This is a genomic window from Trinickia acidisoli, assembly GCF_017315725.1.
GTDB lineage: Bacteria > Pseudomonadota > Gammaproteobacteria > Burkholderiales > Burkholderiaceae > Trinickia > Trinickia acidisoli.
In genome coordinates this window covers 309,571-332,981 of sequence record NZ_JAFLRG010000001.1, presented here as the reverse complement: position 1 = coordinate 332,981, position 23,411 = coordinate 309,571, and the positions used below count along the sequence as shown (strand labels likewise).

Genomic DNA, 23,411 nt, shown 5'->3' with positions numbered 1-23,411 from the left:
ATCATTTCCAACCCAGAATCGCCGAGAAAATGACCCATTCGATGGATTTATCGCTGATCCACAGCAGCACCGCCATCACCAGCACGAAGCCGAAGACTACGAGCGTGGTTTGCGTTGCCTCCTTGCGAGTCGGCCAAACAACCTTGCGGACTTCCTTGTAGGAGTCCTTGGCGAAAGCGATAAAGCTCTTACCGGGGGAGGAGAGGAGACCAACCACTACACCGGCAACGACGCCGACAGCAAGCGCCGCGCCGCGCACATACCATTCCTGACCACTCAGCCAGAAGAAACCCACGAATCCGGCCAAGACCAGCAATACGCCCGCGATGACCATCAACTTGTCGCTGGAAGTATCCACAGCTTCGACGGAAGGATTCGCCATAACACCCTAACGTGCGCCTATTCAGCGCAGAATTTTGGCAGGGGCAGAGGGAATCGAACCCCCAACCTTCGGTTTTGGAGACCGACGCTCTGCCAGTTGAGCTATACCCCTAAACCATTTGGGGTTGACTCTACAGCCAACCCCGAAACCACCGATCAACGAGAATTAACTGGCTTACTCGATGATCTTAGCGACGACACCTGCGCCGACGGTACGGCCACCTTCGCGAATGGCGAAGCGCAGACCTTCTTCCATGGCGATCGGGGCGATCAGCTTCACCGTGATCGACACGTTGTCGCCCGGCATCACCATTTCCTTGTCCTTCGGCAGCTCGATCGAGCCCGTCACGTCCGTCGTACGGAAGTAGAACTGCGGACGGTAGTTGTTGAAGAACGGCGTGTGGCGCCCGCCCTCATCCTTGCTCAGCACGTACACTTCAGCCGTGAAGTGCGTGTGCGGCGTGATCGAACCGGGCTTGGCCAACACTTGGCCGCGCTCCACGTCTTCGCGCTTCGTGCCGCGCAGCAAAATGCCCACGTTGTCGCCCGCTTGACCTTGGTCCAGCAGCTTGCGGAACATTTCCACGCCCGTGCACGTCGTCTTCACCGTCGGCTTGATCCCGACGATTTCGATTTCCTCGCCGACCTTCACCACACCGCGCTCGACACGACCCGTCACCACCGTGCCGCGGCCCGAGATCGAGAACACGTCTTCCACCGGCATCAGGAACGCACCGTCGATCGCGCGCTCCGGCGTCGGGATGTACGAGTCCAGCGCGTCGGCCAGGTTCATGATCGCCACTTCACCAAGCTCGCCCTTGTCGCCTTCCAGCGCCAGCTTGGCCGAACCCTTGATGATCGGCGTGTCGTCGCCCGGGAAGTCGTACTTCGAGAGCAGCTCGCGCACTTCCATTTCCACCAGTTCGAGCAGCTCCGCGTCGTCCACCATGTCGCACTTGTTCAGGAACACGATGATGTAGGGCACGCCCACCTGACGGGCCAACAAGATGTGCTCGCGCGTTTGCGGCATCGGGCCGTCCGCTGCCGAACACACCAGGATCGCGCCGTCCATCTGCGCCGCACCCGTGATCATGTTCTTCACGTAGTCGGCGTGGCCCGGGCAGTCCACGTGTGCGTAGTGGCGATTGGCCGTTTCGTACTCGACGTGCGCCGTGTTGATCGTGATGCCGCGCGCCTTTTCTTCCGGTGCCGCGTCAATCTGATCGTAGGCCTTCGCCTCACCGCCGAACTTCGCCGTCAGCACCGTCGTGATCGCCGCCGTCAGCGTCGTCTTGCCATGATCCACGTGACCAATCGTGCCCACGTTCACGTGCGGCTTGGTCCGCTCAAACTTACCCTTGGCCATTTTCGACTCCTAAGAGGATTTTCCGTATGTTGCGCCGCACGCAAACAACCAATGACAGCTACTGGTGCCCATGGGCAGGATCGAACTGCCGACCTCTCCCTTACCAAGGGAGTGCTCTACCACTGAGCCACATGGGCAGTACTTCTTGGCATTGGAGCGGGTGAAGGGAATCGAACCCTCGTCATAAGCTTGGAAGGCTTCTGCTCTACCATTGAGCTACACCCGCGAGGGCCTTCGCGATTCCCTGCCGCACCACGGCCTGCATATTCTGGTGGAGGAGGTTGGATTCGAACCAACGTAGGCGTAAGCCAACAGATTTACAGTCTGCCCCCTTTAGCCACTCGGGCACCCCTCCGCAGAGAACGGACAATTATGAAGACAAAGTCGTGCCGTGTCAAGCCTTACGCACGCGCTTCAGGAGTCGGCGCTCTCATCTATACAACGAGACTTTTTGTTCGAGCATAAAGCACAAACCCCCGGTAGCGGGCGCGCTAACGGGGGTTTGTAGGGTAGGGAGCCTGACGATGACCTACTTTCACACGGGCAATCCGCACTATCATTGGCGTGGAGTCGTTTCACGGTCCTGTTCGGGATGGGAAGGGGTGGTACCAACTCGCTATGATCATCAGGCATGACTTGTTGCTACGAGGCTTGTGGGCCGCATAGCCAATCTGGGAAGAAGTATTGAGCGCGCGGTGTGGGCGGGCTCGGTGTCTCGGTGTAATGGGGGGGTGATCGATGGGGGGTGATTGCGTGGCACGGATACGCGAGTCAAACCTTGAGCGCTGAGCCCCCGTTCGGGGGTGCTCTTCAGTCGGTGCTGAGGCACACACACTGAAGGCGAAACGCTCCGGTTATAGGATCAAGCCGTACGGGCAATTAGTATCGGTTAGCTAAGTGCATTACTGCACGTACACACCCGACCTATCAACGTCCTGGTCTTGAACGACCCTTCAAGGGGCTTAAAGCCCCGGGGATATCTCATCTTAAGGCGAGTTTCCCGCTTAGATGCTTTCAGCGGTTATCTCTTCCGAACATAGCTACCCGGCGATGCCACTGGCGTGACAACCGGTACACCAGAGGTTCGTCCACTCCGGTCCTCTCGTACTAGGAGCAGCCCCCTTCAAATATCCAACGCCCACGGCAGATAGGGACCAAACTGTCTCACGACGTTTTAAACCCAGCTCACGTACCTCTTTAAATGGCGAACAGCCATACCCTTGGGACCGGCTACAGCCCCAGGATGAGATGAGCCGACATCGAGGTGCCAAACACCGCCGTCGATATGAACTCTTGGGCGGTATCAGCCTGTTATCCCCAGAGTACCTTTTATCCGTTGAGCGATGGCCCTTCCATACAGAACCACCGGATCACTATGACCTGCTTTCGCACCTGCTCGACTTGTCGGTCTCGCAGTTAAGCACGCTTATGCCATTGCACTATCAGCACGATTTCCGACCGTACCTAGCGTACCTTCGTACTCCTCCGTTACGCTTTGGGAGGAGACCGCCCCAGTCAAACTGCCTACCATGCACTGTCCCCGACCCGGATCACGGGCCAAGGTTAGAACCTCAAACAAACCAGGGTGGTATTTCAAGGACGGCTCCACGCAAACTAGCGTTCACGCTTCATAGCCTCCCACCTATCCTACACAGATCGGTTCAAAGTCCAATGCAAAGCTACAGTAAAGGTTCATGGGGTCTTTCCGTCTAGCCGCGGGTAGATTGCATCATCACAAACACTTCAACTTCGCTGAGTCTCGGGAGGAGACAGTGTGGCCATCGTTACGCCATTCGTGCAGGTCGGAACTTACCCGACAAGGAATTTCGCTACCTTAGGACCGTTATAGTTACGGCCGCCGTTTACCGGGACTTCAATCAAGAGCTTGCACCCCATCATTTAATCTTCCGGCACCGGGCAGGCGTCACACCCTATACGTCCACTTTCGTGTTTGCAGAGTGCTGTGTTTTTATTAAACAGTCGCAGCCACCAGTTTATTGCAACCCCTTCACCCTTCTGGCGCAGGCCAGTCAAGCTACAGGGGCGTACCTTATCCCGAAGTTACGGTACCAATTTGCCGAGTTCCTTCTCCCGAGTTCTCTCAAGCGCCTTAGAATACTCATCTCGCCCACCTGTGTCGGTTTGCGGTACGGTCATCATGAGACTGAAGCTTAGAGGCTTTTCTTGGGACCCCTTCCGATTGCTTCGCAGCACTAGGCCGCTCGCGCCACACCCTTGAATTACGCGCCCGGATTTGCCTAAGCGCCTTCTCCAATGCAGCGACCGGGACTTCCAACACCCGGACAACCTTCCGCGATCCGTCCCCCCATCGCATCTCACGACGGTGCAGGAATATTGACCTGCTTCCCATCAGCTACGCATTTCTGCCTCGCCTTAGGGGCCGACTCACCCTACGCCGATGAACGTTGCGTAGGAAACCTTGGGCTTACGGCGAGGGGGCCTTTCACCCCCTTTATCGCTACTCATGTCAGCATTCGCACTTCCGATACCTCCAGCACACCTTACGGTGCACCTTCGCAGGCTTACGGAACGCTCTCCTACCATGCGCACTTGCGTACGCATCCGCAGCTTCGGTGACTGGCTTAGCCCCGTTACATCTTCCGCGCAGGACGACTCGATCAGTGAGCTATTACGCTTTCTTTAAAGGGTGGCTGCTTCTAAGCCAACCTCCTGACTGTTTTAGCCTTCCCACTTCGTTTCCCACTTAGCCAATCTTGGGGACCTTAGCTGGCGGTCTGGGTTGTTTCCCTCTTGACACCGGACGTTAGCACCCGATGTCTGTCTCCCGTGATTGCACTCTTCGGTATTCGGAGTTTGCTATGGCGAAGTAATCCGCAATGGACCCTTCAACCATGACAGTGCTCTACCCCCGAAGGTGATACACGAGGCACTACCTAAATAGTTTTCGGAGAGAACCAGCTATTTCCAGATTTGTTTAGCCTTTCACCCCTATCCACAGCTCATCCCCTAACTTTTCAACGTTAGTGGGTTCGGTCCTCCAGTACGTGTTACCGCACCTTCAACCTGGCCATGGATAGATCATCTGGTTTCGGGTCTACGCCCAGCAACTGAACGCCCTATTCGGACTCGCTTTCGCTACGCCTGCCTTAATCAGTTAAGCTTGCTACTGAACGTAAGTCGCTGACCCATTATACAAAAGGTACGCCGTCACCCCTTACGAGGCTCCGACTGTTTGTATGCATGCGGTTTCAGGATCTATTTCACTCCCCTCCCGGGGTTCTTTTCGCCTTTCCCTCACGGTACTGGTTCACTATCGGTCGATCACGAGTATTTAGCCTTGGAGGATGGTCCCCCCATCTTCAGACAGGATTTCACGTGTCCCGCCCTACTTCTCGTACGCTTAGTCCTTCAACACTGTTTTCGCTTACAGGGCTATCACCTGCTATGGCCGCACTTTCCAGAGCGTTCAGCTAACAACATCGATAACACGTACAGGCTCTTCCCATTTCGCTCGCCACTACTTTGGGAATCTCGGTTGATTTCTTTTCCTGCGGCTACTTAGATGTTTCAGTTCGCCGCGTTCGCTTCGCGTAGCCTATGTATTCAGCTACCGATACTCCATTCGGAGTGGGTTTCCCCATTCGGACATCCCCGGATCAAAGCTCGTTTGCCAGCTCCCCGGGGCTTTTCGCAGGCTACCGCGTCCTTCATCGCCTGTGATCGCCAAGGCATCCACCACATGCACTTGTTCGCTTGACCCTATAACGAGAGCGTCTCGCGGCCAGAGTTAGCGCTTTAGCGCTTACTCTGGGCTCGCCCCCTTGCGGGGCACCTAGAAGGTACCACCTACGGGGTTAGAACCACTCGCACTACAGGTTTGAGTTCTCGCGTTGTGCCGTATTCCAAGTCATCTTTCGATCACTTTTCATACTTGATACAATCACTACCCATCGATATCTTCCACGTCCATCTCATAGACGCTTCCAATATCCATTACTACTTCTTCCAGATTGTTAAAGATCGACAGCCGACTCGGACTACTTCAGTCGCTCTGACTGGCTCAATCGCCAATGACAAAGACTCTTCCTGCGCAACGCCTTGCGCCGAACCCTTGTCATTGGTGGTTGGTGGAGGCAGACGGGATCGAACCGACGACCCCCTGCTTGCAAAGCAGGTGCTCTCCCAGCTGAGCTATGCCCCCTCACTCAGTACAGACACAGACAGCCCACCTCTTCGATGAGCTCCCCAGGGGCGCAGACATATGGTGGGTCTGGTTGGATTCGAACCAACGACCCCCGCCTTATCAAGACGGTGCTCTAACCAACTGAGCTACAGACCCCTGAGTCTGTCTTGATCTACAGCCGATAAGCGTGAGCGCTCAACCTTGAACACGTCAGCTCGAGAAAGGAGGTGATCCAGCCGCACCTTCCGATACGGCTACCTTGTTACGACTTCACCCCAGTCATGAATCCTACCGTGGTGACCGTCCTCCTTGCGGTTAGACTAGCCACTTCTGGTAAAACCCACTCCCATGGTGTGACGGGCGGTGTGTACAAGACCCGGGAACGTATTCACCGCGGCATGCTGATCCGCGATTACTAGCGATTCCAGCTTCATGCACTCGAGTTGCAGAGTGCAATCCGGACTACGATCGGTTTTCTGGGATTAGCTCCCCCTCGCGGGTTGGCAACCCTCTGTTCCGACCATTGTATGACGTGTGAAGCCCTACCCATAAGGGCCATGAGGACTTGACGTCATCCCCACCTTCCTCCGGTTTGTCACCGGCAGTCTCCTTAGAGTGCTCTTGCGTAGCAACTAAGGACAAGGGTTGCGCTCGTTGCGGGACTTAACCCAACATCTCACGACACGAGCTGACGACAGCCATGCAGCACCTGTGTGACGGTTCTCTTTCGAGCACTCTCACCTCTCAGCAAGATTCCGTCCATGTCAAGGGTAGGTAAGGTTTTTCGCGTTGCATCGAATTAATCCACATCATCCACCGCTTGTGCGGGTCCCCGTCAATTCCTTTGAGTTTTAATCTTGCGACCGTACTCCCCAGGCGGTCAACTTCACGCGTTAGCTTCGTTACTAAGGAAATGAATCCCCAACAACTAGTTGACATCGTTTAGGGCGTGGACTACCAGGGTATCTAATCCTGTTTGCTCCCCACGCTTTCGTGCATGAGCGTCAGTGTTAGCCCAGGGGGCTGCCTTCGCCATCGGTATTCCTCCACATCTCTACGCATTTCACTGCTACACGTGGAATTCTACCCCCCTCTGCCACACTCTAGCTCGCCAGTCACCAATGCAGTTCCCAGGTTAAGCCCGGGGATTTCACATCGGTCTTAGCGAACCGCCTGCGCACGCTTTACGCCCAGTAATTCCGATTAACGCTCGCACCCTACGTATTACCGCGGCTGCTGGCACGTAGTTAGCCGGTGCTTATTCTTCCGGTACCGTCATCCCCCCTCGATATTAGCGAGGAAGATTTCTTTCCGGACAAAAGTGCTTTACAACCCGAAGGCCTTCTTCACACACGCGGCATTGCTGGATCAGGCTTGCGCCCATTGTCCAAAATTCCCCACTGCTGCCTCCCGTAGGAGTCTGGGCCGTGTCTCAGTCCCAGTGTGGCTGGTCGTCCTCTCAGACCAGCTACGGATCGTCGCCTTGGTAGGCCTTTACCCCACCAACTAGCTAATCCGCCATCGGCCGCCCCTTGAGCGCGAGGTCCGAAGATCCCCCGCTTTCCTCCATAGAGCGTATGCGGTATTAATCCGGCTTTCGCCGGGCTATCCCCCACTCCAGGACACGTTCCGATGTATTACTCACCCGTTCGCCACTCGCCACCAGGGTTGCCCCCGTGCTGCCGTTCGACTTGCATGTGTAAGGCATGCCGCCAGCGTTCAATCTGAGCCAGGATCAAACTCTTCAGTTCAATGCCTGTTACTGTTTTCGATTCACGTAGTTACCTACGTCTTGAATCGGTCGCTCACTCAACGTACTGACAGGTCGAATCCATCTCTCGATGAACCCTACCTCAATACTGTGTGAGGCTTGATACTTTCGCTTCCGGCCAGGCCCGAAGACCCAACCTCGCGTTCGCCATCAAGCGCCCACACTTATCGGCTGTAAATTTTTAAAGATCGCGTCGCTCAACCAGCAGCACCAGAATAACCACCCTTCCAGCACCGACCGTCTTGCGTTGCTGCGTCAGCAGCAGAGAAACGAGATTATGCAGAACCTTGCACATACCGTCAACTGTTTTTTAGCACATCGCTTAAAACTCGTTGACGCCGGCGCTCGCTTCATCGCCGTCTCCCAAAGGAGGAAGCGAATAGTAGGTCAAACCCGCCTCTTGTGACAAGGGTATGACGCATCTTTTTTTCGCTAGCGGCGCGCAGCCGACACGATCGCATCGAGCGGCACGGCCGTGGCCATCGCAGCGTAGCCGTCGTCGTTCGGGTGAATATGGTCGCCGCTATCGAAACGACGCTGCAGTTCGCCCGGATGCGCGCGATCGCGCAGCGCGGCATCGAAATCCACCACGCCATCAAATGCGTGGCTCGTGCGAATCCAGTCGTTGACTGCCGTACGAATAGCCTCGCGCGCCGGCGGGAGCGACGCCGGCGTCAGCGTCGCCCCGTAAATGCGCATGCCGCTGCGGTGGGCACGCTCGATCAAACGCCGATAGCCGTCGATCAGATCGCGCGCTGTTACCGCCGTATGCGGAAAGTCACAGTCGAGCCCGGCGCGCGGCGGCATCGAGGGAAAATTGATGTCGTTGATGCCGATCAGCAAGATCACAGCGCCGACGCCTGCGTGGCCGAGCGCGTCACGATCGAACCTCCGGTCCAGCGCCTCGCCGTAGCAAGCCGAATCGCTCAGCAAGCGATTGCCGCTGATACCGAGATTGAGCACGGCTATCGGCGCGCTGCCGGCTTCGCCAAGCCGGTGCGCCAAGCCGTCAGGCCAGCGGCGATTCCGGTTCAAGCTCGAACGCAGCCCGTCGGTGATCGAATCGCCGATAGCGGCAATTGCGACGGCGTTCGGCGCGCGCACGTCGAGTGCACTCACCCATGCCGATTCGGTGAACTTGCGCGGGTATGCGCTCGACGTCGCATCGGCGGCATGGTCGCCCTCGGTCGACACGTAATTGACTTGGTTCGCAACGCGGTGCCAGGCGCTCAGTGTCTGGTGCGCCCCCGCGACCAGGCTGATCGCGTAGGGCTCGCCGGCCGTCAACGTCGTCTGAATGAGGTCGCTGTCGATTTCGGCGCCCGGCTTCAGGGTAATCGACGGCCTACCGCCGAAGGTCACGCGCACGGCCGTGCCGGGCTGCGTCGCGGCGCCGCCGGCAGAGCGCGCGAGCATGACGTCGGTCAGCATTAGCGGGCCGCGCCCGTACACGTTGCTGATGCGGATGCGCGCGCCACGTCCGGGCACCGTCGGGTAGACGATTTGCCGAACGGTGCGGCCGGCAACGTCGGGCGTCCGGTAGAGCGGCGGCGGATTGGACAAATCGGGGATCGACTGCAAGGCTGTCGCCCAAGCGGTCACCCAGCCGCCGGGCGCCTGTGCCGGGGCGGCCGCACGCGCTTGTGCTGCACCGGCAATGCATACGGAAGTGAGCAACGCGGACATCAACACGCGCAGTGCACGCGAATCGTTACGGAAAAACATAGTGCGAGGGGAATCCCGGAAAGAGCGATCGAAGCGGCGATTGTGCCTGACGCGCGCATTCAAGATAAGCGTTCGCAGCGCCTTGCCACGACGCGGCGATCCACCCCGGTCGAAACGTCTATACCGCCCCAATTAATGCACTCGCCGACGCCCGGCAGGCAGGCACGTGATCGTCCTTCGAGCACTGGTTGAGCCCGACGGGACGGCAGACCATTATCAGAACGCAACACCGGGCCAAATTCCGCGCCCCCGCCCCTCGGGTTTTCCCTCGGTTCGTTTTCATCAGTTTTAATCAATGGGCTTTCACTGCCGATAACTCACTTCTCAGTGTCGGAGATCAACGTGAAAGCCCTCACCTGCCTTCTTATCGTCGCAGCCCTATCCGGGTGCGCGCAGATTCAAGCCTTGCGATCGAACGACGACAGGCAAACGGCTTCGGCATCGACGACCCCACCGCCGGCCAAACTCGTCGACATCACGATTCCCGCCGATGCACTCGGGGCGCGCGACGCACATCTGACGGAGGTGCTCGCCAAAGTCGGCGCGGTGGCTTCGAAGCAACAGCAGCCGACGACGATCGTCATCGCCGCCTTGACGCAAGACTTCCCCTATCTGAATCAGTCGGTCAAACGCGGCATCGCGCCCGCGCGCGGGGGTTCCGTCCGGATCGAAAACGTCACGGTCAGCAGTTGCCAGCCCTACAGCGTGCAAGTCGTGCCAACCGAATAGCCTCCGGAGACGATCATGATTTTCCGTTTCTCCCTACCTCTGGCCGGGCTCGTCGCCCTCGCGGCCGCGCTGCCCGCCCATGCTCAAACGAACGCCCTCGGCGGTGCGTCCGTGCTCTCGGTCAAGCCGCCGACCGAAAGCGCGGGCCCGAGCCAACTCTTCCCGCCGCTGCCGTCGCTCGCCTCGCTGCCGCCGTCAGCCGCGGAGCAAGTAGAAGAGGCAGCACCCATCACGAGCGGCCGCCACTCCGGCAAAAGGGCCCGCCGGGCCGCCTGGCATAAGGCTGTCGTCGAGCCGAGCATCCGCGTGGTCGTCAGCGACGAGTCCGAAGCGTATTTGGCCGAGGTCGACCGCAAGCTGGACAACGCACTACTCAGTGCCACTCGCGATCCGCGAGTGAGTGCGACCGCGGTTTCCGTGGCGTCCACGCGGTAGCGGCGGGCGATCATCTCTCTGTTGGAATCTCGGCCATGACGTCATCCTTCCTTCTCGCCTCCCGCCCGGCCCGCGCGCGGCTAGTCGCAGCCGCACTGGCGATCGCGTGCTTGCCCGGCGCCCCGATCGCCGCTCAAGCCGCCGAGGACTGCTTCGCCCGGGCGGGCGCGTATCAAGGCGTCAATCCGCTCATCCTGCGCGCGATCGCCTGGTACGAATCGAAAGGCAACCCCGATGCCGTGCACCGCAACGCCGACGGCAGCATCGACGTCGGGCAAGCGCAGATCAACTCCGTGCACTTTGTCGAACTGCGCCGCTATGGCGTGCCGCCCGGCGCGCTCAAGGATCCGTGCGTCAATACGTATGTGGCCGCCTGGATGCTCAAGCAGAAGATGATCCGTTACGGAAATACGTGGCATGCGATCGGCGCCTATCACTCGGAAACGCCTTCGCTGCGTGACCAGTACGCGCGCAGCATCCACGGCGTGCTCGTATCGTGGGGCATGGCCAAGTAGCGATCGCCGGCAACGACTGCGCATCACTGGCGGTGCTGGGTAATGATCAGGTAGCCCGGCCCGGCGTTCTCGCGCGCGGCGAGTTCCGCCTCCTCATAGGAAAGGAAATGCTCGGCTTCCTCTAACGACGGCGTCAAGCCAACGTCGCCGTCTTCCCCGGGGCAAAGATACTGCTCGCCGGTTTTTACGAAATAGACGGTCGTCATGATCGCAATGCAGCGCACGTAGGTCAAAAGACGATGTCTTCAGTCTAGCAGCCCGCAGCGATGCCGCGAGCCGCGGCCCTTCATCCCTCCGATCGCAGAATCTGCCCTCCTTTCATCCGGCCCCGAAAAATAATTTATTAACCGACCGGTCGGTTGATTTATACTCGCCACAACGTACAACCCAGGACGAGACCGTTCCCCATGTATACGCAATCCCTCGACATCCCGGGCAACGTCGCGGCGCTCGATGCCGGCGCGGCCACGCCCGAGCAGAACCGCTTCGACGCGGTGGTCGCCGCCGACGGTAAGATCGAACCGCAAGACTGGATGCCGGATGCCTATCGCAAAACGCTCGTGCGGCAAATCTCGCAGCACGCGCACTCGGAAATCGTCGGCATGCTGCCCGAGGGCAACTGGATCTCGCGCGCGCCCAGCCTCAAGCGCAAAGCCATCTTGCTCGCCAAGGTGCAGGACGAAGGCGGGCATGGGCTCTATCTCTATAGTGCCGCCGAAACGCTCGGCGTCTCGCGCGACCATCTGATCGACGCGCTGCACAGCGGCCGCGCCAAATACTCGAGCATCTTCAATTATCCGACGCCAACTTGGGCCGACGTGGGCGCGATCGGCTGGCTAGTCGACGGCGCCGCGATCATGAATCAGATCCCGCTGTGCCGCTGCACATACGGGCCCTATGCACGCGCGATGATCCGCATCTGCAAGGAGGAGTCGTTCCATCAGCGCCAAGGCTTCGATGCCCTGCTCGCGATGATGAAAGGCACGGCCGCGCAACGCGAACTCGTGCAGCAAGCCGTCGATCGCTGGTGGTGGCCCGTGCTGATGATGTTCGGTCCGAGCGACAAGGATTCCATCCACAGCAATCAATCGTCGAAGTGGGGCATCAAGCGAATCTCCAACGACGATCTGCGGCAAAAGTTCGTCGACGCCACCGTCGAGCAAGCGAAGGTGCTCGGCGTGACGCTGCCCGACCCCGACCTCAAGTGGAACGAGACGCGCGGCCACTACGACTACGGCACGATCGACTGGGACGCGTTCTGGCGCGTCGTGAACGGCGACGGCCCGTGCAACAAGGAGCGTCTCGCCACGCGCGTCAAAGCACATGAGGACGGCGCCTGGGTGCGTGAAGCAGCCCTCGCCCACGCCGAAAAAGTCGATCGTCGCGCTCGGCAGGAAGCGGCTTGACGTATCGCTCATCGCGCCTCGCGCGCCCAGCCAATTATTAGTCAGCGTTGCCAAGCATTCAGGAGTGAGTTCATGAACAAGGAATGGCCGATCTGGGAAGTGTTCGTCCGCAGCAAGCAGGGCCTAGACCACAAGCACTGCGGCAGCTTGCATGCCGCCGATGCGTCGATGGCCCTACGCATGGCGCGCGACGTCTACACGCGACGCCAGGAGGGCGTCAGCATTTGGGTCGTGCCCGCTTCGGCGATCACGGCTTCCGATCCCAACGAAAAGGCGGACCTGTTCGAGCCCGCCGGCGACAAGATCTACCGCCACCCGACGTTCTATACGCTGCCCGATGCAGTCAACCACATGTAAGAGTGTCATGACGACCACGCCCGAACATCTTTCCTACGTACTGCGTCTCGCGGACAACGCGCTGATCCTCGGTCAGCGCAACGCGGAGTGGTGCGGTCACGGTCCGGTGCTCGAAGAGGACATCGCGCTCGCGAACATGAGCCTCGACCTCATCGGCCAGGCGCGCATGCTTTATTCGCATGCCGCGGCGCTCGAACACACGCTGACCGGCGCGAGCAAGACCGAAGACGACTACGCTTACTTTCGCGCCGAGCGCGAATTCGCGAACTACACGCTCGTCGAGTTGCCGCACGATGGCCCGCTTGGCAGCACCGCGCGCGGCAATCGCGATTACGCGGTGACGATCGTGCGCAATTACCTCTATACCGCGCTGATGGCACACGTCTGGACGGCGCTGGAGGGCTCGAAGGACGCGCAACTCGCGGCGATCGCGTCGAAGTCGATCAAGGAAACGCGCTATCAGTTGCAGCATGCGCACGATTGGCTCGTGCGCTTGGGCGACGGCACCGAGGAGTCGCATCGGCGCGCGCAAGCCGCGCTCGACTTTCTGATGCCCTATACGCGCGAGTGCTTCGCGGCCGACGCGCTCGAAGACGTCGTAGCGGCCTCGGGGCTGGGCGTGCGCGCCGCTGATTTCGAAACCGCCTGGCTGCACGACGTGCAAGCCGCACTCGACGAAGCCACGCTGACGCTACCCGTCCCCGTTCAGCACGTGACCACGGGCAAGCACGGCGAGCATTCCGAGCACATGGGCTTTTTGCTCGCGGAAATGCAGTGCCTTGCGCGCCAGCATCCCGGCGCGACTTGGTGATCGCCCGCCTCCGACGTCCTTCGCCCCAGGTGCGCGACATGTTGCCTACGCCTCACTTTGCCGAAAACGCGGCTGCGCATGCAGCGGCGAATGACGACGCGCTCGCGCGCGCATGGTCGGTGCTCGAGTCCGTACCCGATCCCGAAATCCCCGTGGTATCGATTCGCGAACTCGGCATCTTGCGCGGCATCGAGCAGGCCGAGGACGGTACGCTCGAAGTCGTGATCACGCCGACCTACTCGGGGTGTCCGGCGATGGCGCACATCGCTGAGGACATCGCCGCGGCGCTCGAGCGGGCGAACTTGGGTCCGCATCGAATCAAGACGGTGCTCGCACCTGCATGGACCACCGATTGGATCACCGACGAAGCGCGCGACAAGCTGCGCGCCTATGGCATCGCGCCGCCCGGCGGACGATGCGCAAGCACGAGTACGAGTGCGGGCGCAGGCCAGCAGGCGATCCGCTTCGTACCGCGTGCTCCGGCGCCTCCGGCGTGCCCCCACTGCGGCTCGGCGCATACAGAACGCTTGTCGCAATTCGGCTCCACGGCATGCAAGGCGCTCTATCGCTGCATCGACTGCCGCGAACCCTTCGACTACTTCAAACCCTACTGAAAATGGCGACCCCGCAATTTCATTCGCTGCGCATCCGCGAGGTGCGGCCCGAAACCGCCGACGCGGTTTCCGTCTCGTTCGAAGTGCCGCCCGAGCTGCGCGACCAATATCGCTTCACGCAAGGGCAATTCGTGACGCTGAAGGCGCACGTCGACGGCGAGGAGACGCGGCGCTCCTATTCGATCTGCATCGGCGTGACCGACTACGATCGCGACGGCGCGTTGCGCATCGGCATCAAGCGCGTGCGCGGCGGACGCTTCTCGAACTTCGCGTTCGATACGCTGCAAGCGGGCCACTCGATCGACGTCATGACGCCCGACGGTCGCTTCTTCACGCACCTGAACGCCGAACAGGGCAAGCAGTACGTCGCCTTCGCCGGCGGCTCCGGCATCACGCCCGTCCTCGCCATCGTCAAGACCACGCTCGATATCGAGCCGCGCAGCACGTTTACGCTGATCTACGGCAATCGCAGCGTCGACGCGATCATGTTCGCCGAAGAGCTCGAGGATCTTAAGAACCGCTACATGAACCGCTTCGTCCTTTACAACGTGCTGTCGGACGACATGCAGGACGTCGATCTGTTCAACGGTGTGCTCGATCAAGCGAAGTGCGCCGCGTTTCTCGAGACGCTGGTGCCGGCGGAATCGATCGACGAAGCGTTCATCTGCGGCCCGGCGCCGATGATGGATGCGGCGGAGGCGGCGCTCAAGGCGGCCGACATCGCCGAGGCGAAAGTCCACGTCGAGCGTTTCGGCACGCCGCTGCCGCAGGCGGGCGCGCCTGCCGTCGAGATCACCGAGGAAACTCCGGCCGCCGACCTCGAAATCATCATCGACGGCAATCGCCGCAAGATGCGGCTGCCGTATGAAGGCGCGAGCCTGCTCGACGTCGGCCTGCATGCCGGCCTCGCGCTGCCCTATGCCTGCAAAGGCGGCGTGTGCTGCACCTGCCGAGCGAAGGTGCTCGAAGGCGAGGTGAAGATGGACAAGAACTACACGCTCGAAGAGCAAGAGATCCGTGACGGCTTCGTGCTGACGTGCCAGTGCCATCCCGTCAGCGAGCGCGTCGTCGTGAGCTACGACGAACGCTGAGTCGACAACCGCCGCGTTTCGCTTACACTAGCGCCGCGGCGGCCCACAGCGTACGACGCGCCCGCGGCGGACCGCGCGCGGCGCGCCCATAGCGACAATCACGACGATCGCGCGCCTCGGCCGGCCGAATACGACGACGACATCATGGCCCGTACCCGAGCACCCGATCACGAAACCCAGCGCGAGCAAATTCTCGAGCTCGCAGCAGCAGCCTTCGCGCAAACGAGCTATCCGAGCACGTCGATGGCCGAGCTCGCCGCAGCGAGCGGCACGTCCAAAGCGCGCCTTTATCACTATTACGAAAGCAAGGAAGCGATCCTATTCGATCTGCTCGACCGCTACACGAAGCGGCTCATGCTGATCATTGCCGAGGTCGAGGGCTCGAGCCAACGGCGCGGGCTCTCCGAGCGCGAAACCTTCGCCGAACTCATCCGCGCATTCCTCTCGGAATACGAAACCTCGCACAGCCGGCACGTGGCGCTGCTCAACGACGTGAAGTATCTCGTCGAAACGCAGCGCGAAGTGATTCTCGATCGCCAGCGCGATATCGTCGCCGCGTTTGCACGCCAATTGGCGCGCGCCTATCCGGAACGCGTCACAAAGGAGAACCAGACGGCGTTCACGATGATGGTGTTCGGGATGATCAACTGGACATTCACCTGGCTCAAGCCGGGCGGCCGCCTTGGCTACCGCCAGTTCGCCGACCAGGTCATCGACGTCCTCGAGCAGGGACTCTGCGTTTAACGCGACACATTGACGCTGCATCGCAGCATATTCCAGTCGCAGGCCATATCGGTCAAATTGACGCGATGCGGTCGCGCAACAGGCATATTATTTCAATAAAATCAGCAACTTAAGTCGAAATTTCAGCATCATAGAGGCCACTCTCGAATCATAATGCGGGTTTTCCCTACTAGGGATAATGCGTATCGGGTAAAATCCTTACTGCGTCGCAACACGAGCACGCATGACGAAAAGGAGAACCCACGATGATCCCGCATCCACTGACTCGCGCCGCCGCGTCGATCGAGCTTTCCGACCGCGCTCCGCAGGCGGCTCATCGCGCCCCCGTACTCGTGCGCGAGCTGACGGCCGGCGATCGCGATCAACTGCTCGCGCACTTTCTCGCGCTTGGCGGGGACGATCGTCTGCTGCGCTTCGGCCAAACCGCACCCGATCACGTCATCGAGCACTACGTCCGGTCGATCGATTTCGCGCACGACAAGGTGTTCGGCGTCTACGATCAGCGCCTCGATCTCGTCGGCGTCGGTCATCTGGCCTATCTGCCGGCGGACGGCGATCAACGTATGGCCGAACTCGGCGTGTCGGTGCTCGAAAGCTCGCGCGGCATCGGCGTCGGCTCGAAGCTGTTCGAGCGTGCCGCCATTCACAGCCGCAACACACGTGTCACGACGCTCTACATGTACTGCCTTTCGCGCAACGCGACGATGATGCACATTGCCAAGAAGGCCGGCATGAAGATCGAGTATGCGTACGGCAGCGCCGATGCGTATCTGACGCTGCCGCCCGCCGATCAGGCGAGCATCATCGCCGAAATGCTGCAAGAGCAAGCCGCGGTATTCGACTACGCGATCAAGCGTCAAGCGCGCAATACCACGCGCATCATCGAAGCGATGATGCCGGACGAAGCACTCGCCTGACCCGCCCATCCCCCCGCGCGCCGCTCTCCCCTGTGCGGCACGCACGACGGGGCGGCGTCAAGCCGCCCCGTCACCTTTTTACGCGGCCGCCAGCCGCGAAGCGTATCCATCAAAGGATCGGCAGTGCCGTCGTCTCCTTGAACGATTCGAGCGCGAAGCTCGTCTTGACGTCGACGACGGACGGATGATGGAGCAACTGATCCTGCACGAAGTGCGAGAAGTGCGCCATGTCCTTCACCTGCACGCGCAGTAGGTAATCCATCTCGCCCGTCATCGCATGGCAGGCGACGACCTCCGGCCATGACTGCACCGCGGCGCGAAACAGCTCGGCGTGCGTCGTCCCCGCATGGCCCGTGGCGCCGCCGCGCTTTTCCAGGCGCACGTTGACGTAGGCGAGCAGCCCGAGGCCCAGCTTTTGCGGATCGAGCAGCGCGACGTAGCCGCGAATGACCCCGACCTCCTCGAGCCTTCGAATGCGCCGCAGACATGGGCTCGGCGAGAGGTTCACGCGTTCGGCGATGTCTTGGTTCGATGCACGTCCGTTCTCCTGCAAAAACGCGAGGATGCGTCTGTCGACAGCATCGAGTTCGATATCGGCCATTTTCATACTCCCTTCAATTCGCAAAAGACGGAAAATTGCGCAATCGTAGTGATAGCCGACAAAGTTCGCAAATTTTTGCCTAGACACCCGCTATACACTTGCGTCTATTCATGGCGTGCGGCGCTTGGCCGCGGAAATCACCGGATTTGCATGGGGCAGGAACCGGCGCGAGCGTGCCGAGCCTGACCGATGAAGGCCGCGATGCATGGGATCAGGAGACAGGTATGCAGGTTCAAACGTGGGACAACCCGGTCGGCACGGATGGCTTCGAATTCATCGAATACACCGCGCCAGACCCCAAAGCGCTCGGCAAGTTGTTCGAGCAGATGGGCTTCACCGCGATCGCGCGCCACCGCCACAAGGACGTGACGCTCTACCGTCAAGGCGACATCAACTTCATCATCAATGCGGAGCCCGATTCGTTCGCGCAGCGCTTCGCGCGCCTGCACGGCCCGTCGATCTGCGCGATCGCATTTCGCGTGCAAGACGCCGCCAAGGCTTACAAGCACGCGCTCGACCTAGGCGCTTGGGGCTTCGACAACAAGACGGGCCCGATGGAGCTGAACATCCCGGCGATCAAGGGGATTGGCGATTCGCTGATCTACTTCGTCGACCGGTGGCGCGGCAAGAACGGCGCGCAAGCGGGCAGCGTCGGCGACATCGACATCTACGACGTCGACTTCGAACCGATCCCCGGCGCCGCCCCCCATCCGAGCGGCCACGGCCTGACCTACATCGACCACCTGACGCACAACGTCCACCGCGGCCGCATGCAGGAGTGGGCGGCCTTCTACGAGCGTTTGTTCAACTTCCGTGAAATCCGCTACTTCGATATCGAGGGCAAGGTGACGGGCGTCAAGTCGAAGGCGATGACCTCGCCCTGCGGCAAGATCCGCATTCCGATCAACGAAGAAGGCTCGGAGACGGCCGGCCAGATTCAGGAATACCTCGACGCGTACCACGGCGAAGGCATTCAGCACATTGCCCTTGGCTCGACCGAGATCTATCGCACGGTGGACGGATTGCGCGCGTCGGGCATCAAGCTGCTCGATACGATCGATACGTACTACGAGCTCGTGGAACGCCGCATCCCCGGGCACGGCGAGTCGCTCGACGACCTCAAGAAGCGCAAGATCCTCATCGACGGCGAGAAAGACGATCTGTTGCTGCAAATCTTCACGGAGAACCAAATCGGCCCGATCTTCTTCGAGATCATCCAGCGCAAGGGCAATCAGGGTTTTGGGGAAGGCAACTTCAAGGCGCTGTTCGAATCGATCGAGTTGGACCAGATTCGACGCGGCGTGGTGCAGGACAAAGCCTGACGCTTGGATGGGTAGGCGGCCGCGCGGCCGCACGGAATCGAACGCCGGCGAGCCCCGCCTCGGGGGCGCCGGCCGACGCGGCCACCGACGGCCGCGATGCGATTACATGAAGAAGAACGGTGCGGCGTTCGCCTCGTTATCCGCGCCCGCACGCTTGACCGACGCCGTTTCGATCGTCGACATATGCGTTCGGCTAGCTTTGGCGATCGGCGTGCGCGATGCCGGGGCTTCGCCCATCGATACCGCCCACAGTTCAGCCGGCCCCGCGCCGATTCCCGCCTGTGCGATCGTGCGAGACACCGCCGCCGCCACTTCGCCGGCCAGCGCTTGGCGCATCGGCAACGTCATCGCAAAGAACGCGGCGGAAACCATCAAGAAGGTTTGAATGTGTCGCTTTTCCATCTGTACTCCTTATATTGGTCGCGCCCACGGCGCCTCCCGCACCGATGACGCCTCACGCCCCCGAACACACCAGCGTGGCGTCGGGCCGCGTGCCCCTAACTGAGCGGGTCGGCAAATTAAACCAGGTCGACCTTTCGCATTCCAGCCTTAAAACAAGACGTTACGGCCGTTACAGACGGATACGCGCGCCATCTCGAACTCTTTCGAGATAACACCACGCCGCCAAAGTCTTATTGGATAAGCGATGGCACTGTTTTTGATTGCTGCGGCGGGTTTCCACCAGTGCTACCATCGAAAAAAATCCGCCACTATGGCGGCCCCGGCCGAAGCATCCACAAGATGCGGGTGCTGAGACGTTTTGGTGATCCCAAACAAGGTTGAGGAGTCCACACAATGAATGCCCCGCTAGACGCAGATCAGCGAGCCTCGCTCGAAGCTGCGCTATCTTCCGTCACGCTCGACGACAAATACACGCTCGAACGCGGCCGCGCCTATATGAGCGGCATTCAGGCGCTCGTGCGCCTGCCGATGCTGCAACACGCGCGCGATCAAGCTACCGGGCTCAATACGGCCGGGTTCATCTCCGGCTATCGCGGCTCTCCCCTCGGCGGGCTCGACCTCGCCCTCTGGAAAGCGAAAAAACATCTCGCCTCGAACCAAGTCGTATTTCAACCCGGGATCAACGAAGATCTCGCCGCGACGGCCGTCTGGGGTACGCAGCAAGTCAATCTCTATCCCGGCGCCAAGTACGACGGGGTGTTTTCGATGTGGTACGGCAAGGGGCCCGGCGTCGACCGCTCGGGCGACGTGCTCAAGCACGGCAACTCGGCCGGCTCGTCGCAGCACGGCGGCGTACTCGTGCTCGCGGGCGACGACCACGCATGCAAGTCCTCGACGCTTGCGCACCAGTCCGAACACGTCTTCAAGGCATGCGGCCTGCCGGTGCTGTTCCCCTCGAACGTGCAGGAATATCTCGACTTCGGCCTGCACGGTTGGGCCATGAGCCGCTACTCGGGCTTGTGGGTCGCGATGAAGTGCGTGACCGACGTCGTCGAATCGTCGGCCTCGGTCGACATCGATCCGCATCGCATGCAAATCGTCCTGCCGACCGATTTCGCGATGCCCGACGGCGGCTTGAACATTCGTTGGCCCGATCCGCCGCTCGTTCAGGAAGCGCGCCTGCTCGATTACAAGTGGTACGCGGCGCTCGCCTACGTGCGCGCGAACAAGCTCGACCGCGTCGAGATCGATTCGCCGCACGCGCGCTTTGGCATCATCACGGGCGGCAAGGCGTATCTCGACGTACGCCAGGCGCTGGTCGACTTGGGCCTCGACGACGAAACCTGCTCGCGCATCGGCATTCGGCTCTATAAGGTCGGCTGCGTCTGGCCGCTCGAAGCGCAAGGCGCGCAAGCGTTCGCGCGCGGGCTCGACGAGATTCTCGTCGTCGAAGAGAAGCGCCAGATTCTCGAATATGCGATCAAGGAAGAGCTGTACAACTGGCCCGACGGCCAGCGCCCGCGCGTGTTCGGCAAGTTCGACGAAAAGGACGGCGCCGGCGGCGAATGGTCGGTGCCGATGGGCAACTGGCTGCTGCCCGCGCACTACGAACTCTCGCCCGCGCTGATTGCAAAGGCGATCGCGACTCGGCTCGAAAAGTTCGAGCTGCCCTCCGACGTGCGCGCACGCATCGCGGCGCGCATTGCCGTCATCGAGGCGAAGGAGAAGGCGCTCGCCAAGCCGCGCGTCACGGCGGAGCGCAAGCCCTGGTTCTGCTCGGGCTGCCCGCACAACACGTCGACGAACGTGCCCGACGGCTCGCGCGCGATGGCCGGCATCGGCTGTCACTACATGACGGTCTGGATGGATCGCAATACGAGCACGTTCAGCCAGATGGGCGGCGAAGGCGTCGCCTGGACGGGCCAGGCACCGTTCACGAACGAGCGGCACGTGTTCGCGAACCTCGGCGACGGCACCTACTTCCATTCGGGCTTGCTCGCGATTCGCGCAGCCATCGCGGCAAAAGCGAACATCACCTACAAGATTCTCTACAACGACGCTGTCGCCATGACGGGCGGCCAGCCCGTCGACGGCGTGCTGACCGTGCCGCAGATCACGCATCAGCTCGCGGCCGAGGGCGCGAAGAAAATCGTCATCGTCACCGACGAGCCGCAGAAATATAGCGGCACGACCCTGCTTGCGCCGGGCGTGACGATCCATCATCGCGATCAGCTCGACGTCGTTCAGCGCGAGCTGCGCGAGGTCGAAGGCACGACGATTCTCATCTACGACCAGACCTGCGCAACCGAGAAACGCCGCCGCCGCAAAAAGGGCGAATTCCCCGACCCGGCACGGCGCGTCGTCATCAACGAGGCCGTCTGCGAGGGCTGCGGAGACTGCTCGGTGCAGTCGAACTGCCTGTCGGTGGAACCGCTCGATACCGAGTTCGGCACGAAACGCCAGATCAACCAATCGAGCTGCAACAAAGATTTTTCGTGCCTGAAGGGCTTCTGCCCAAGCTTCGTGACGGTGGAAGGCGGCCAGTTGCGCAAGCCGAAAGCCGCCGGCGCGAAGGCGAGCGAGGACCTACCCGCGATTGCGGAGCCGACACTGCCCGAGATCGACCGCCCGTACGGCGTGCTAGTCACGGGTGTGGGCGGCACGGGCGTCGTGACCATCGGCGCATTGCTCGGCATGGCCGCGCACCTCGAGCAAAAGGGTGTGACCGTGCTCGACGTGACCGGCCTCGCGCAAAAGGGCGGCGCTGTGATGAGCCACGTGCAGATCGCCAATGCGCCGGCCGACATTCACGCGACGCGCATCGCGATGGGCGAGGCGAACCTCGTGATCGGCTGCGACGCGATCGTCACGGCCGGCGACGAATGCACGTCGCGGATGAAGGTCGATCAAACGCGCGTCGTCGTCAACAGCTCGAAGACGCCGACCGCCGAGTTCATCAAGAATCCGAACTGGACGTTCCCGGGCACGAGCACCGAGCAGGACGTGCGGGCGGCAGCCGGCGAGCATGTCGATCTCGTCGACGGCAACCGCCTCGCCGTGGCGCTGCTCGGCGACGCGATCTATACGAACCCGTTCGTGCTCGGCTACGCGTGGCAACGCGGATGGCTGCCGCTTGCGCATCGCTCGCTCGTGCGCGCGATCGAACTGAACGGCGTGCAGGTCGAGAAGAACCTGGCCGCGTTCGAGTGGGGCCGACGTGCCGCCCACGATCCGGCCAGCGTCGAGCGTGCGGCCAAGCCGGCCGGTCCGACGCCGGACGCGGGTGCGACCGTCATCTCGCTGCATACGAAAAAGTCGGTCGATGCGCTGATCGCCAAACGCGTCGAGCTTTTGACCGCCTATCAGGATGCGGCCTACGCCAAGCGCTATGAAACGCTCGTGTCGCCGGTACGCGCGGCCGAACGCGCACTCGTCGACGGCAACACCGTCAGCGAGCCGCTCACGGAAGCCGTCGCACGCAATCTGTACAAGCTGATGGCGTACAAGGACGAGTACGAAGTGGCGCGCCTGCAGACCGATCCTGCATTCCTCGCGAAACTGCGGGAGCAGTTCGACGGCGACTGGAAGCTGAACTTCCATCTCGCGCCGCCGCTCCTCGCGAAGAAGGATGCGAAGGGCCACCTCGTGAAGAAGCAGTATGGCCCGTGGATGCTGTCCGCGTTCAAGCTGATCGCGAAGCTGAAGTTCCTTCGCGGCTCGGCGCTCGACCTATTCGGCAAGACCGAGGAGCGCCGCACCGAGCGTGCGCTGATCGGCGAATACGAAGCGCTCGTGCGCGAATTGATCGGCGGATTGAAGGCGGACAATCTACCGCTCGCGATCGAACTCGCGAACCTGCCGGACGGCATTCGCGGCTACGGCCACGTGAAGGAAAACAATCTGAAGGCCGTGCGGGTGAAGTGGAACGACCTGCTCGCCAAGTGGCGCAAGCTCGGCGACGGGACGGCGCGGCACGCGGCGTAATCGGCGGCGATGGGGCGGCGATGGGGCGGCGCGCTCGATGCGCGCCGCTTTCTTCGACCTATCGCACGAGCACGA

18 protein-coding genes, 6 tRNA genes and 3 rRNA genes are annotated in these 23,411 nt (G+C 60.9%); 12 read left to right on the top strand and 15 right to left on the bottom strand.

The features are described 5' to 3' along the window. Position 1: 1 nt before the first annotated feature. The 12 genes from secE to J3485_RS01495 all read right to left on the bottom strand — a co-directional run bounded on the left by secE (position 2) and on the right by J3485_RS01495 (position 9,408). Positions 2 to 382, bottom strand: coding sequence for a preprotein translocase subunit SecE (gene secE, locus J3485_RS01550; RefSeq protein ID WP_206950858.1), 381 nt, complete (start codon positions 380 to 382; stop codon positions 2 to 4). 35 nt (positions 383 to 417) lie between these two features. Beyond that, a tRNA-Trp gene (locus tag J3485_RS01545) sits at positions 418 to 493 on the bottom strand. Between the two features lie 63 nt (positions 494 to 556). Next, a complete protein-coding gene (gene tuf / locus J3485_RS01540; RefSeq protein ID WP_206950857.1) occupies positions 557 to 1,747 on the bottom strand; it encodes an elongation factor Tu in 1,191 nt (396 codons plus the stop codon). 62 nt (positions 1,748 to 1,809) lie between these two features. Continuing rightward, positions 1,810 to 1,884 (bottom strand) — tRNA-Thr (locus J3485_RS01535). 15 nt (positions 1,885 to 1,899) lie between these two features. Next, a tRNA-Gly gene (locus J3485_RS01530) sits at positions 1,900 to 1,973 on the bottom strand. A 43-nt stretch (positions 1,974 to 2,016) separates the two neighbouring features. After that, positions 2,017 to 2,102: transfer RNA gene (locus J3485_RS01525), tRNA-Tyr, on the bottom strand. A gap of 161 nt (positions 2,103 to 2,263) precedes the next feature. After that, a 5S ribosomal RNA gene (rrf, locus tag J3485_RS01520) occupies positions 2,264 to 2,377 on the bottom strand. Positions 2,378 to 2,605: 228 nt separating this feature from the next. After that, a 23S ribosomal RNA gene (locus J3485_RS01515) occupies positions 2,606 to 5,488 on the bottom strand. 366 nt (positions 5,489 to 5,854) lie between these two features. Further along, a tRNA-Ala gene (locus tag J3485_RS01510) sits at positions 5,855 to 5,930 on the bottom strand. A gap of 61 nt (positions 5,931 to 5,991) precedes the next feature. Beyond that, a tRNA-Ile gene (locus tag J3485_RS01505) sits at positions 5,992 to 6,068 on the bottom strand. 64 nt (positions 6,069 to 6,132) lie between these two features. Next, positions 6,133 to 7,663 (bottom strand): 16S ribosomal RNA (locus tag J3485_RS01500). The 16S, 23S and 5S rRNA genes sit together here with 5 tRNA genes alongside, the layout of an rRNA operon. A gap of 452 nt (positions 7,664 to 8,115) precedes the next feature. Further along, positions 8,116 to 9,408 (bottom strand): SGNH/GDSL hydrolase family protein, encoded by a 1,293-nt coding sequence (locus tag J3485_RS01495; RefSeq protein WP_206950856.1) that lies wholly within the window; start codon positions 9,406 to 9,408, stop codon positions 8,116 to 8,118. A gap of 342 nt (positions 9,409 to 9,750) precedes the next feature. On the opposite strand from J3485_RS01495, the gene J3485_RS01490 reads away from it, so the two are divergent. From J3485_RS01490 to J3485_RS01480, 3 genes are read left to right on the top strand one after another with little or no spacing between them, the layout of a single operon-like run. Further along, positions 9,751 to 10,137: a hypothetical protein gene (locus tag J3485_RS01490; RefSeq protein WP_206950855.1), complete on the top strand. Its 387-nt coding sequence runs from the start codon at positions 9,751 to 9,753 to the stop codon at positions 10,135 to 10,137. 15 nt (positions 10,138 to 10,152) lie between these two features. Continuing rightward, on the top strand, positions 10,153 to 10,572 hold the full coding sequence (locus J3485_RS01485) for a hypothetical protein (protein WP_206950854.1): 420 nt from the start codon (positions 10,153 to 10,155) through the stop codon (positions 10,570 to 10,572). 35 nt (positions 10,573 to 10,607) lie between these two features. Beyond that, the gene (locus tag J3485_RS01480) at positions 10,608 to 11,087 is read left to right on the top strand and encodes a lytic transglycosylase domain-containing protein (RefSeq protein WP_206950853.1); all 480 of its coding nucleotides are present in this window, start codon (positions 10,608 to 10,610) and stop codon (positions 11,085 to 11,087) included. 23 nt (positions 11,088 to 11,110) lie between these two features. Here J3485_RS01480 and J3485_RS01475 read toward each other — a convergent pair whose 3' ends face one another. Then, entirely contained in the window at positions 11,111 to 11,293 is a 183-nt protein-coding gene (locus J3485_RS01475) for a hypothetical protein (RefSeq protein ID WP_206950852.1), read from the bottom strand. A 201-nt stretch (positions 11,294 to 11,494) separates the two neighbouring features. Between J3485_RS01475 and paaA the strand changes: the two genes are divergently transcribed. From paaA to J3485_RS01440, 7 genes are all read left to right on the top strand, one after another. Continuing rightward, positions 11,495 to 12,493, top strand: coding sequence for a 1,2-phenylacetyl-CoA epoxidase subunit PaaA (gene paaA, locus J3485_RS01470; RefSeq protein WP_206950851.1), 999 nt, complete (start codon positions 11,495 to 11,497; stop codon positions 12,491 to 12,493). A 72-nt stretch (positions 12,494 to 12,565) separates the two neighbouring features. Further along, positions 12,566 to 12,850: a 1,2-phenylacetyl-CoA epoxidase subunit PaaB gene (paaB, locus tag J3485_RS01465; RefSeq protein ID WP_206950850.1), complete on the top strand. Its 285-nt coding sequence runs from the start codon at positions 12,566 to 12,568 to the stop codon at positions 12,848 to 12,850. Positions 12,851 to 12,857: 7 nt separating this feature from the next. Continuing rightward, positions 12,858 to 13,661, top strand: a complete 804-nt coding sequence (paaC, locus tag J3485_RS01460) for a 1,2-phenylacetyl-CoA epoxidase subunit PaaC (RefSeq protein WP_206950849.1) — start codon at positions 12,858 to 12,860, stop codon at positions 13,659 to 13,661. A 38-nt stretch (positions 13,662 to 13,699) separates the two neighbouring features. Beyond that, positions 13,700 to 14,275 (top strand): 1,2-phenylacetyl-CoA epoxidase subunit PaaD, encoded by a 576-nt coding sequence (paaD, locus tag J3485_RS01455; RefSeq protein ID WP_206950848.1) that lies wholly within the window; start codon positions 13,700 to 13,702, stop codon positions 14,273 to 14,275. 2 nt (positions 14,276 to 14,277) lie between these two features. Beyond that, positions 14,278 to 15,366: a 1,2-phenylacetyl-CoA epoxidase subunit PaaE gene (gene paaE / locus J3485_RS01450; protein ID WP_206950847.1), complete on the top strand. Its 1,089-nt coding sequence runs from the start codon at positions 14,278 to 14,280 to the stop codon at positions 15,364 to 15,366. A gap of 144 nt (positions 15,367 to 15,510) precedes the next feature. Next, positions 15,511 to 16,110 carry a TetR/AcrR family transcriptional regulator gene (locus J3485_RS01445; protein ID WP_206950846.1) on the top strand — a complete coding sequence of 200 codons (600 nt, stop codon included), beginning with the start codon at positions 15,511 to 15,513 and terminating at the stop codon, positions 16,108 to 16,110. A gap of 245 nt (positions 16,111 to 16,355) precedes the next feature. Continuing rightward, on the top strand, positions 16,356 to 17,027 hold the full coding sequence (locus J3485_RS01440; RefSeq protein WP_206950845.1) for a GNAT family N-acetyltransferase: 672 nt from the start codon (positions 16,356 to 16,358) through the stop codon (positions 17,025 to 17,027). Between the two features lie 109 nt (positions 17,028 to 17,136). On the opposite strand, the gene J3485_RS01435 is transcribed toward J3485_RS01440, so the two are convergent. After that, positions 17,137 to 17,628, bottom strand: a complete 492-nt coding sequence (locus J3485_RS01435) for an Lrp/AsnC family transcriptional regulator (RefSeq protein ID WP_206950844.1) — start codon at positions 17,626 to 17,628, stop codon at positions 17,137 to 17,139. Positions 17,629 to 17,852: 224 nt separating this feature from the next. Here J3485_RS01435 and hppD point away from each other — a divergent pair, with 224 nt between their 5' ends. Then, on the top strand, positions 17,853 to 18,950 hold the full coding sequence (gene hppD, locus J3485_RS01430) for a 4-hydroxyphenylpyruvate dioxygenase (protein WP_206950843.1): 1,098 nt from the start codon (positions 17,853 to 17,855) through the stop codon (positions 18,948 to 18,950). A gap of 102 nt (positions 18,951 to 19,052) precedes the next feature. On the opposite strand, the gene J3485_RS01425 is transcribed toward hppD, so the two are convergent. Further along, positions 19,053 to 19,352, bottom strand: coding sequence for a hypothetical protein (locus J3485_RS01425; protein WP_206950842.1), 300 nt, complete (start codon positions 19,350 to 19,352; stop codon positions 19,053 to 19,055). A gap of 393 nt (positions 19,353 to 19,745) precedes the next feature. Here J3485_RS01425 and J3485_RS01420 point away from each other — a divergent pair, with 393 nt between their 5' ends. Continuing rightward, positions 19,746 to 23,336: an indolepyruvate ferredoxin oxidoreductase family protein gene (locus tag J3485_RS01420; RefSeq protein ID WP_206950841.1), complete on the top strand. Its 3,591-nt coding sequence runs from the start codon at positions 19,746 to 19,748 to the stop codon at positions 23,334 to 23,336. The last annotated feature ends 75 nt before the right edge of the window (positions 23,337 to 23,411 follow it).

Excerpts from the sequence above, each read along its gene's own strand:
- tuf (WP_206950857.1), bottom strand. The coding sequence starts at position 1,747 with ATGGCCAAGGGTAAGTTTGAGCGGACCAAGCCGCACGTGAACGTGGGC.
- J3485_RS01445 (WP_206950846.1), top strand. The coding sequence starts at position 15,511 with ATGGCCCGTACCCGAGCACCCGATCACGAAACCCAGCGCGAGCAAATT.
- paaA (WP_206950851.1), top strand. The coding sequence starts at position 11,495 with ATGTATACGCAATCCCTCGACATCCCGGGCAACGTCGCGGCGCTCGAT.
- hppD (WP_206950843.1), top strand. The coding sequence starts at position 17,853 with ATGCAGGTTCAAACGTGGGACAACCCGGTCGGCACGGATGGCTTCGAA.
- J3485_RS01475 (WP_206950852.1), bottom strand. The coding sequence starts at position 11,293 with ATGACGACCGTCTATTTCGTAAAAACCGGCGAGCAGTATCTTTGCCCC.
- J3485_RS01480 (WP_206950853.1), top strand. The coding sequence starts at position 10,608 with ATGACGTCATCCTTCCTTCTCGCCTCCCGCCCGGCCCGCGCGCGGCTA.
- J3485_RS01420 (WP_206950841.1), top strand. The coding sequence starts at position 19,746 with ATGAATGCCCCGCTAGACGCAGATCAGCGAGCCTCGCTCGAAGCTGCG.
- J3485_RS01435 (WP_206950844.1), bottom strand. The coding sequence starts at position 17,628 with ATGGCCGATATCGAACTCGATGCTGTCGACAGACGCATCCTCGCGTTT.
- J3485_RS01495 (WP_206950856.1), bottom strand. The coding sequence starts at position 9,408 with ATGTTTTTCCGTAACGATTCGCGTGCACTGCGCGTGTTGATGTCCGCG.
- paaB (WP_206950850.1), top strand. The coding sequence starts at position 12,566 with ATGAACAAGGAATGGCCGATCTGGGAAGTGTTCGTCCGCAGCAAGCAG.
- secE (WP_206950858.1), bottom strand. The coding sequence starts at position 382 with ATGGCGAATCCTTCCGTCGAAGCTGTGGATACTTCCAGCGACAAGTTG.
- paaD (WP_206950848.1), top strand. The coding sequence starts at position 13,700 with ATGTTGCCTACGCCTCACTTTGCCGAAAACGCGGCTGCGCATGCAGCG.
- paaE (WP_206950847.1), top strand. The coding sequence starts at position 14,278 with ATGGCGACCCCGCAATTTCATTCGCTGCGCATCCGCGAGGTGCGGCCC.
- J3485_RS01485 (WP_206950854.1), top strand. The coding sequence starts at position 10,153 with ATGATTTTCCGTTTCTCCCTACCTCTGGCCGGGCTCGTCGCCCTCGCG.
- paaC (WP_206950849.1), top strand. The coding sequence starts at position 12,858 with ATGACGACCACGCCCGAACATCTTTCCTACGTACTGCGTCTCGCGGAC.
- J3485_RS01425 (WP_206950842.1), bottom strand. The coding sequence starts at position 19,352 with ATGGAAAAGCGACACATTCAAACCTTCTTGATGGTTTCCGCCGCGTTC.
- J3485_RS01440 (WP_206950845.1), top strand. The coding sequence starts at position 16,356 with ATGATCCCGCATCCACTGACTCGCGCCGCCGCGTCGATCGAGCTTTCC.